General features: G+C 69.3%; 10 protein-coding genes. 6 read left to right on the top strand and 4 right to left on the bottom strand.

Translation table 11 applies throughout. From position 1 onward, the window contains the following. Positions 1–207: 207 nt before the first annotated feature. Positions 208–921, bottom strand: coding sequence for a DUF8817 family protein (locus NA4_RS26575; RefSeq protein ID WP_067475686.1), 714 nt, complete (start codon positions 919–921; stop codon positions 208–210). A gap of 112 nt (positions 922–1,033) precedes the next feature. Here NA4_RS26575 and NA4_RS26570 point away from each other — a divergent pair, with 112 nt between their 5' ends. Then, positions 1,034–1,603, top strand: a complete 570-nt coding sequence (locus NA4_RS26570; RefSeq protein ID WP_067475696.1) for a PadR family transcriptional regulator — start codon at positions 1,034–1,036, stop codon at positions 1,601–1,603. 104 nt (positions 1,604–1,707) lie between these two features. Next, entirely contained in the window at positions 1,708–2,091 is a 384-nt protein-coding gene (locus NA4_RS26565; protein ID WP_067475682.1) for a PPOX class F420-dependent oxidoreductase, read from the top strand. Between the two features lie 55 nt (positions 2,092–2,146). On the opposite strand, the gene NA4_RS26560 is transcribed toward NA4_RS26565, so the two are convergent. Together NA4_RS26560 and NA4_RS26555 are read right to left on the bottom strand one after the other, a co-directional pair. Next, entirely contained in the window at positions 2,147–3,463 is a 1,317-nt protein-coding gene (locus NA4_RS26560; protein WP_067475693.1) for a metallopeptidase TldD-related protein, read from the bottom strand. Between the two features lie 68 nt (positions 3,464–3,531). After that, entirely contained in the window at positions 3,532–5,061 is a 1,530-nt protein-coding gene (locus NA4_RS26555; RefSeq protein WP_067475679.1) for a TldD/PmbA family protein, read from the bottom strand. Between the two features lie 213 nt (positions 5,062–5,274). Here NA4_RS26555 and NA4_RS26550 point away from each other — a divergent pair, with 213 nt between their 5' ends. Then, positions 5,275–5,922 carry a TetR/AcrR family transcriptional regulator gene (locus NA4_RS26550; RefSeq protein WP_245671603.1) on the top strand — a complete coding sequence of 216 codons (648 nt, stop codon included), beginning with the start codon at positions 5,275–5,277 and terminating at the stop codon, positions 5,920–5,922. A gap of 1 nt (position 5,923) precedes the next feature. Here the strand turns inward: NA4_RS26550 and NA4_RS26545 are convergent, their stop codons facing one another. Further along, a complete protein-coding gene (locus NA4_RS26545; protein WP_067475676.1) occupies positions 5,924–6,691 on the bottom strand; it encodes a TSUP family transporter in 768 nt (255 codons plus the stop codon). Between the two features lie 117 nt (positions 6,692–6,808). On the opposite strand from NA4_RS26545, the gene NA4_RS26540 reads away from it, so the two are divergent. From NA4_RS26540 to NA4_RS26530, 3 genes are all read left to right on the top strand, one after another. After that, the gene (locus NA4_RS26540) at positions 6,809–8,008 is read left to right on the top strand and encodes a sensor histidine kinase (RefSeq protein ID WP_067475673.1); all 1,200 of its coding nucleotides are present in this window, start codon (positions 6,809–6,811) and stop codon (positions 8,006–8,008) included. A 113-nt stretch (positions 8,009–8,121) separates the two neighbouring features. Then, positions 8,122–8,781, top strand: coding sequence for a response regulator (locus NA4_RS26535; protein ID WP_067475670.1), 660 nt, complete (start codon positions 8,122–8,124; stop codon positions 8,779–8,781). A 90-nt stretch (positions 8,782–8,871) separates the two neighbouring features. After that, positions 8,872–9,354, top strand: coding sequence for an FxsA family protein (locus NA4_RS26530; protein ID WP_067475667.1), 483 nt, complete (start codon positions 8,872–8,874; stop codon positions 9,352–9,354). The last annotated feature ends 218 nt before the right edge of the window (positions 9,355–9,572 follow it).

Genomic DNA, 9,572 nt, shown 5'->3' with positions numbered 1-9,572 from the left:
GCCGTCGGTAGGGAATAGTTTTCTACCACGACTCCAGCGGCAATATTGCCGCGGGCAGGCTCGGGGCCGCCTGTCGCACTCACTTCTCGCCGACCACCAGAAGGAACGGTTGCGTGTCCGAGGTGCTGACAGCTGCGGCGTGACCACGTGGTGATCTGCGCGCCCTCCGCCCGGCACCGTGCGGAGGGGCGAACTTCCTGTTGTCGACTACGTTTCGGACAGCCACGCGGCGAGGTCGTCGGATGCGCGGAGCTCACCGGCGATGGCGGCGCGCTCCGCGTCGGACAACTCCATCGTGCGTAGCTCGGCGCGGAACTGTGCGGCGCGGTCGGGATCGTCGGTGGCGACGGCCAGTTCGGTGAGCGCCGCCAGCGCCCGGGCCACATCCAGCCGTGGTGCCTCGAGCCGGAACCGGCCGAGACCGACCTCGAGCACGCGGAACGCCGCCTTGTCGTCGGTCTTGAAATCGCGCAGGATGCGGGCGTTGTCCAGCACCTGGGCCAGGCCGTCCAACGCCTTCGATCCGCCGTACTCGAGTTTCATGGGTTCGTCGCGCTGGATGTAGATCACCTGGTTGCCCGCCGGGTCGACTACCGTGAACCTGCTCTGCCCCGGACGGAATCGGGTGATCCGTGGGAGGCCTTTCGCCGGGACCTTGCCGTATCGGGTGCGCAGTGCCGTGGTGAACGCTTGGTGCCTGCTCGCGACATCGTCGACCATCACCAGGCATCCAGTGCGCTCGGCGGGAATGTCGCCGTCGGGTGCGGTCACGAAATGCAGGGCGCAGCCATGGTCTTCGATCGCGCCGTAGATATACGGACGGCTTTGCTCGTGGGTCACCGTGTAGCCGAGCGTTTTGTAGAAATCCAGCGTGCCCGCCAGGTCGCTGGTCCAGAGCTGCGGTACTGCCGTGTCGGACATGAACCCTTCCCAATGCGGTGGTAGTCAAGTTTGACTAGCTGAGCCTAGGTGCGTGCTGGGCGGGAAGTCAAACTTGATTACTATGGCGAGTTCCGAGCGGAAGGAGTTCGCCATGTCGGCCGTGCGCCTGTTGGTGCTGGGAGTGATGCGCCTGCGTCAGCCGACCCACGGCTATGCCGTGCGCCGGGAATTGCTGTCCTGGCGCGCGGAGACCTGGACGAACGTGAATCCGGGATCGATCTACCACGCGCTCAAACAGCTCACGCAGGAGGGAAAGCTGAGCGCGTTCGGCACCCAGGACAGCGACCGAGGGCCAGGACGCACCCTGTTCCGGATGACCGAGGCGGGGGAGGTCGAGTTTCGCAGGCTGATGGACGAAGCGCTGGTCAGCGTCGACATGGAGGAACTGGGCGCGGGCATCGCCTTCATGGACGCGCTGCCCAGGGCGCATGTGATCGAGAAGCTGCGCGAGCAGCGCCGCCGCAGTGAAGAAGTGCGCACCAGTCTGCTCGCCATGATCCCGGACTTCCCCGGGCGATACGAGGCGCCGCACGCGACCGACCTGCTGGAGCTGTGGAGCGGCGTCTTCGAGAACCTGTCGGGATGGACCGAGGCGGTGTTGACGCGGCTGGAAGCCGGGGAGTACCGGATGTCGGACCAGGTGCCCGCTGATCCGGACTGAGCCGTGCGGTGCCTGGCGGGCGATGGACGAACAACCCGGCCGCGGCACGGCTCGGCGTGATCGACAGCGCGCGGTAGCCGGGAGCGGCGGATAGGCTTCCTTGCATGACGAACGCGCTGGGAGCAGTGGCCGCGGCTGACTACGTGTTGCTCACCACGTTCCGCAAAGACGGCACTCCGGTCGGCACCGCCGTGTGGGTGGTCTCCGAGAACGACAAACTGTACGCCTGGACGGTGACCGACAGCTGGAAGGTCAAGCGGCTGCGCCGCAACCCGGCCGTCACCGTGCAACCCTGTGGCGCGACGGGCAAACCGCACGGCGAGGTGGTCGAAGGGACCGCCAGGATTCTCGACGCCGACGGCACCGAACAGGTGCGCAAACTGCTGCGGCGCAAGTACTGGCTCACCGCCCCGCTGATCATCCTCGGCAGCAACCTGCGCCGCGGCAAGTCCGGCACGATCGGCATCGAGATCACGCCCGCGGCTTGACCGGGCGGCGTGCCGCTCGATCCTGCCAGGATCACCGGGCGAATCGGGATCGGTCTCAGGTCGCCTGGCTGACCGAGGACATGTGGAAGTCGGGAATCCGCAGGGGCGGCATGGCCGTCCGGGTGAACCAGTCCTTCCATTCGCGCGGAAGTGTGGTCTCGGTGGCGCCCGCTTCGCTCACTCGCCGCAGCAGATCCAGCGGGCTCTCGTTGAACCGGAAATTGTTCACCGCGGCGGTGACCTCACCGTTCTCCACGAGGTACACCCCGTCCCGGGTGAGCCCGGTGAGCAGCAGCGTCGCCGGATCGACCTCGCGGATGTACCACAGCGTCGTCAGCAGCAGACCGCGTTCGGTGCGGGCGATCATCTCGTCGATTGTCGCGCCGGAACCTCCGGTGAGCAGCAGGTTCTCCCCGGGAACCGTGGCGGCGGCACCGAACTCGGCGGCTGTGGCGCGCGGGTAGACCAAGGAGGAGATCACGCCGTCGCGCAGCCAGTCGACGCGTTCGGCGGGCATACCATTGTCGAACACCGACATCGATTCCGATGACGCGGTCGTCGCGACGAACGGGCGGTATGCCAAACCGGGCGCGTACGGGTCCGAGTAGAGCGTGAGCGGAATGTCGGTCAGCCGCTCGCCGATCCGGGTTCCGCCCGCCCGCGCGAACGCGGTGTGACCCTCGTGCGCGCCGCGGCCTTCCATCGACCAGGCCAGATAGATCATCAAGTCGGCGACGGTGGACGGCGGCAGCAGGGTTTCATAGCGGCCCGCGGGCAACTCGACCTTGCGCTTGGCCCAGTCCAGGCGCCGGGACAGCTCGGCGAGCAGGCCGGTCACGTCGACGTCGGTGAAGTCGGTGGTCCCCACCCCGGCCCACGCGCTGGCCAGATCCCCGTCCACACCGCGTTTGCCGTTGATCTCCACCGAACCGGTGGGTTGCACGAAACGGCGGCGGACGCCGGTCGAGGTGCCCAGCCACGTCGTGTGCATCTGGTGGTGGGCGAAACCGTAGAGGCGGTCGGCGCTGTCGAAACCGGCGGCCAGATCGTGGGCGAGATCGCTGAAAACTTCGATGCCGGTGCCGGCCGCCGGGGCGGACCAGTCGTCGTCGACGGCGCCCGGTTCCAGCAGCGGCATGGCGTCCCTGGCCGGTTCGGCGGTGCGCGCGGCCTCATGGCTGGCCCGCACCACCGCCGCGATGTCATCGGGATCCACGCTGCTCGAGGCGATCGTGCCGACCCGAGCGAGGGTGGGTCCCTCGCGGAACACCGAGATCACCGCCCAGCTGCGCGATACCGACGACCCATTGGTGGTCATCGAGTTCCCGGCCCAGCGCAACGAGGCCTCGTGCTCGTCACGGACGATCACCATCGTCTCGTCGGCGGTCGACAGCGCGAGCGCCCGCTCCACGGTCGCACTCGCGGGGAACAGGTCGTCGGTCACTGGCCGGCCTCCGTCCGGGTGTTGAGAATATTGATACCGCGCACCAGGATCGACGGGCAGCCGTGGCTGACCGACGCGACCTGGCCGGGCTGCGCTTTGCCGCAGTTGAACGCCCCGCCCAGCTGCCAGGTGGACGGTCCGCCGACCGCCTCCATCGCGCCCCAGAAGTCGGTGGTGGTGGCCTGGTAGGCGACGTCGCGCAGCTGCCCGTCCAGCTTGCCGCCGCGGATGCGGAAGAACCGCTGACCGGTGAACTGGAAGTTGTAGCGCTGCATGTCGATCGACCACGACTTGTCGCCGACGATGTAGATACCGTCGTCCACCCGGGAGATCAGTTCCTCGGTGCTGGTGTCGCGGTCGGGATCCGGTTGCAGCGAGACGTTGGCCATCCGCTGGATCGGCACGTGATGGGCCGAGTCCGCGTACGAGCAGCCGTTGGATCGCTCCAGGCCCATCCGCGGGGCGAACACCCGGTCCAGTTGATACCCGACCAGGATGCCGTCGCGCACCAGATCCCACCGCTGCCCGGCGACACCTTCGTCGTCGTAGCCGACACTGGCCAAGCCGTGCGCTTCGGTGCGGTCGCCGGTCACGTGCATGATCGGGGTACCGTAGCGCAGCATGCCCAATTTGTCCGGCGTGGCGAAAGAGGTTCCCGCGTAGGCGGATTCGTAGCCGATGGCGCGGTCGTACTCGGTGGCGTGGCCGATGGATTCGTGGATGGTCAGCCACAGGTTGGTCGGATCGATGACGAGGTCGGTCGGCCCGGACTGCACGCTGGGTGCCTTCACCTTCTCGGCGAGCCACTCCGGGATCCGCGCGAGTTCGTCGTCCCAGTCCCAGATTCCGTCGGCGCCGGTGACGTACTCCCACCCGCGGCCCGCCGGTGCGGCCAGCGTGCGCATCGTCTCGAACACTCCCGCCGCGGAGTCCACGGTGATGGCTTCCAGACTCGGATGCAGCCGGACGCGCTGCTGGGTGATCGACGACCCTGCGGAGTCGGCATAGAAAGTCTGCTCCTTGACCTGGAGCAGGCCCGCAGTGACGTGATCGACGCCGTCGGCGTGCGACAGCCGCTCCGAATAGTCCTGCAGCAGCGCGACCTTCTCGCCGGTCGGCACGGTGAACGGGTCGATGTCGTAGTCCGAGACCCAGCGCACGCCGGAGTAGCGCGGCTCGGCGGCGAGCTCGACGCGCTCCCGGTTGAGCGCGCGCAGCGTGGTGGCGACAGTGACCGCGGTGCGGGCCACCTCGACGGCGATGTCGGGCGTGAGCGCGGCGTGCGACGCGAAGCCCCAAGTGCCGTCCACGATCACGCGCACGGCGAAGCCGAGCTCGGTGCTGTCGGTGACGGCCTCCACGCGTCCGTCGCGCAATCGGATCGACTGGGTGACCAACCGGTGCACTCGCAGGTCGGCGTGCTCGGCGCCCGCCGCCGTGGCCGCGGTGAGCGCGGCGTCGGCGAGCGCGGTCAGTGGCAGACCGAGGAACTCGGCGTCCACGTCTTTGGAAGTCGCGATGCTCACCCGACCAACATAATCGGCGGGCCGGACCGCGTCCGCCCGTAGCCCGCGCGCGAAGGGCCGACCGCGCCTCCACTTCGGGTAGCTCCCGTCATACCCTGTGCGTAGCTGCACCTAGTGCCGATTTGCCCGGTATGCGCGGTGGCGCAGGGTGAACGGCGCGCGCGACACCCTCGCCTACCGCGTGTTGCTCGCCGCATGCCGTACTGTGCCCGCGTGCCGCCATCCGCTCTCCGTGACCGCAAGCGCGAACGTACCCGCCGAGCCATCCTCGAATCCGCCGCCGAGCTGTTCGAGACCAGAGGCTACGAGGACACGACGGTGGCCGACATCGCCGCCGCGGCCGAGGTCGGCACGCGGACGTTCTTCAACTACTTCGCCAGCAAAGAAGAGCTGCTCTTCCCGGAATCCGACGAGCGGGTGCGCGCCGCGGTGGCCGCGATCGCCAGCAGGCGCCCAGGAGAACGTCCGGTAGAGGTCATGCTGCGCGCGTTGCGTGCTGCGGGCGACAACCCCGGCGAACACCTCATCGACGACCTTTCCGCCCGGATCGCGGCGCTGCGTGCCACGGTGTCGCGGACCGTGCCCGCGGTGAGCGGCCGCGCGGCACACGCCCAGCTGGTCGCGCAGCGCGAGATCGCCAGGCAGCTGCATCGCGCGTTTCCGGCCGAACTCGACGAGGTGGGCGCCGCGGCGCTGGTCGGCGCGGTCGTTGGCGCGGTGTCGGGTGCGTTGACCGTGTTGTTCCAGCATCCGGTGGCCGGGGCCGAGGACGGTGAGCGCCTGCACCACCGGATTCACGAGACGACTTCGCGCGTCCTGCAACCCTGGCTGGCCACCCACCGAGCGGAACCGGTGGGCTGATTCAGCCGAACTGCTGCCAGGCCAACCGGATCACCATCACGATCACCACCACCAGCAGCACCACGCGCACGAATTCGGCGCCCTTGCGCATCGCCATCCGAGAGCCGGCCACCGCGCCGAGCACGTTCGCCGCGGCCATCGCGGCACCGAGCGCCCAGAGGATGTGGCCGGTCGCGCCGAAGAAGATCAGCGCGCCGACGTTGGAGCCGCAGTTGAGCACTTTGGCCATGGCCGCCGCACGCACGAACTCGGTCCCGAGCAGGGTGGCGAAGGTGATGATCAGGAACGTTCCGGTGCCGGGTCCGAGCAGGCCGTCGTAGAAGCCGATCAATCCGGCGGCCAGCGCCACGGTGAGGACGACCTTGCGCCGCGTGGGCGGGTGAGTGGCCAGCGTGACGCCGATCGACGGACGCATCGTGACGAACACCGCGACACCGACCAGCACCACCATCACGATCGGGATGAACAGCTCGCGGTCGATCAGGGAGACCGCGGCGGCGCCGGCCGCGGCCGCTACCGCGGCGATCACGGCGGCGGGTACCAGCACCCGCCAGCGCATCGGCACATTGCGTGCGAAGGTCGCCACCGCGGCGCTCGTCCCGGCGACTGCGGCGAGCTTGTTGGTGCCGAGCGCGGTCTGCGGCGCGATGCCGGGCGCCACCACGAACAGCATGGGCAGGATGATCAGCCCACCGCCGCCGACCACCGCGTCCACCCATCCCGCGGCCGTCGCCGCCGTCAACAGAACCGCCCAGTCTCCGAACTCCACGCGGGTAAGACAACCAGATCATCGGTTCATCCGCTGATCCGCATTTGTCAGGGTGCCGCACTGCCCTGCGTCCGTGGGGTTGCGTGGCCGCGTGCCGGGCCCACCTAGGCTGAATCCGTGCGTCGGTTCAGTCTGTGGCTTCGAGGCAAGCCCATCGTCGCGGATTCGGCGCTGGCGGCGATACTTCTGTTGCTCGAGATCGTCAGCGTGGGCAACGCGCACAACAAGCTCGCGTATCTGGCCGTCGGCGTGCTGCTTCCGCTTCCGGTGGTGCTGCGCCGGGTGTATCCGCGGACGATGGCGGTCGCCACGCTGGCGCTGTCGATGACCGCGTCGCTGGCGGGCTTCCTGACCGACGAGGACGCCGACCACATCGCACTGCTGTCGCAGGGCATCATCCTGTACACGCTGGTCGCCTACGTCGGGCGGCGCGAGGGACTGTGGTTCGGGCTCGGGCTCGGCGTGGACGTCGCGCTCTCGATCGCGGCGATCGGCCGGCCGGCCGGGCCCGACATCGTCTTCACGGCCATGTTCTACGCGCTGTCCTGGACGCTCGCGGAGTTCATCGGCGCGCGGCACGCCTACGACGCCGAGGTGGCGGCGCGCCTGGCGGTCGCCGACTACGACAAAGAGCGCCGCGCGCACGACGCCGTCTCGGCCGAACGCACCCGCATCGCCCGGGAACTGCACGACGTGGTGGCGCACGCGGTGAGCGTGATCATCGTGCAGGCCGACGGCGCGAAATACGCGCTGCGCCGCGACCCGGACGCGGCGGAGCAGGCGCTCACCACCATCGCGAGCACCGGGCGCGAAGCCCTGCGCGAACTGCGCAGAACCGTGGCCCTGCTGCGGACCGAGCACGCGCCCGACCAGCTGCCCCAGCACGGTACCGCCGGCCTGGCCAAGGTCGTGGAGATGATGCGCGGCACCGGCCTCGCCGTCGAGCTCGAGCTGACCGGCGAACTGGACGACATCGCGCCCGAGGTCAGTCTCGGCGTGCACCGGATCGTGCAGGAATCGCTGACCAACACGCTGCGGCACGCGGGCCCGCACCCGAAAGCGTGGGTGCGGGTGCGCCGCACCGACTCTGACGTGTTGATCGACGTCACCGACAGCGGCGGCGTGCCGCTGCCCGAACCGGCCGCCCGCATCGAGGGCAGCGGGCTCGGGTTGGTCGGGATGCGCGAGCGCGTCGCGGTGCTGGGCGGCAGCCTGGACGCGGGCCCCGCCGCGGACGGAGCCTGGCGGGTGCACGCGAGCATCCCGCTGCGGCCGGGCCCGGCGGAGTACGTCGAGCTCAGTGCCGACGGCGCGTGAATCGCTGCGCCCCAAGCAGATTCGGTCACAGAGACTAGTCGGGGGGCGGGTCTGCTCGATCGTCGCGGTGCAGGGCGCCCGAGACGCGCAAGCGCCCACGTTACATTGGGGGCGTGCCGATCACCGTTCTCGTTGTCGATGACCAGGAACTCATGCGTATGGGATTGAAGATGGTGCTCGGCGCGCACCCCGACATCGAAGTGGTCGGCGAGGCGGCCAACGGCGCCGCCGCGGTCGCCAGGGCGGCGGAGCTGCGACCCGACGTCGTGCTGATGGATGTGCGGATGCCCGTCGTCGACGGCGTCGCCGCCACCACCCGGATCGTGGAGGCCGGGCACGGTAGCCGGGTGCTCGTCATGACGACCTTCGACCTCGACGAGCACGCGCTCGGCGCGCTCCGCGCGGGAGCCAGCGGATTCCTCTTGAAGGACACCCCGCCGGAAGACCTCGTCTCGGCCATCCGCAGCGTCGCCGCGGGCGACGCGGTGGTCTCGCCGAAGGTGACCAAACGCCTGCTGGACCGGCTCATCGCGGAGGATCCGGCCCGCACCCGCGATCCGGGCGTGCTCGACGTGCTCACCGCCCGCGAACGCGAGGTGCTCGAGCAGATCGCGGCGGGCCGGTCCAACGCCGAGATCGCCGAGCAGCTGTACCTGTCCGAGGCCACGGTCAAGACGCACGTCGGCAGGGTGCTCACCAAACTCGGTCTGCGGGACCGCGTTCAGGCGGTCGTGCTGGCCTACGAGACGGGCCTGGTGCGCCCGGGCGGCTGACCAGGCGGATCTGGAGCGTCTTTTCAGGCACGCCGGGAGAAAAACGCCGGTTCCGGACGTTGACCGGGTAGATCGTCCGAAAGGATCGCCATGGCCGCGTTGTTGTTCGTGCTGTACGTCGTCGTCGAAATCGCCGCGCTGGTCGCGGTCGGCCAGCTGATCGGCGTCATGCCGACGATTCTGGTGCTGATCGCCGGATCGGCCGCCGGCATGCTGCTAATGGGCTCGCAGGGGCGCCGGGTCTTCGAGCAGTTCCGCCGCGCCGGTCGCGGAGAAATCGCGCCGGGCACCGCCGTGGCCGATGGCGCGCTGGTCGCGGCGGGTGGCGTGCTGATGTTCGTGCCCGGCCTGGTCACCTCGCTGCTCGGTCTGCTCCTGCTGCTGCCCCCGACGCGGTTTCTGGTGCGTCCGCTGGTCACGGCGTTCGCGGCGCGACGGTTCGGCAGGATCGCCGCCGCCGCACCCTATCGCGGTGTCGTCATCGACGGCGACGAGGTGATCGACGGCGTCGTGGTGCGGCAGTGGTACGACGACGGACAGGGCGACGCCCGCCGCGCGATCAGCCCGTCCTGACCGGAAAATCGGCTGAGCCCGGTTCCGTGCGGCGCGCCGAAGGGCTATCGTGGCGCGATGGCCACCGAGCAACTCACCGTGACGGTGAGCGAGGAGCTGGCCGCCGCGGTCCGACGTGCGGCGGCCAGTGCGGGACAGTCGATTTCCGGATTCACGGCCGCAGCACTGCGGCTGGAGTTGATCGCCATGGAGGCGGGCTGCCGGTCCACGGCGGCGGG

Origin of the sequence: Nocardia amamiensis NBRC 102102 (assembly GCF_001612745.1) — a bacterium.
In the GTDB taxonomy this organism is placed as follows: domain Bacteria; phylum Actinomycetota; class Actinomycetes; order Mycobacteriales; family Mycobacteriaceae; genus Nocardia; species Nocardia amamiensis.
The sequence above is the reverse complement of the archived record's forward strand: the minus strand, read 5'-3'. Positions and strand labels throughout refer to the sequence as shown.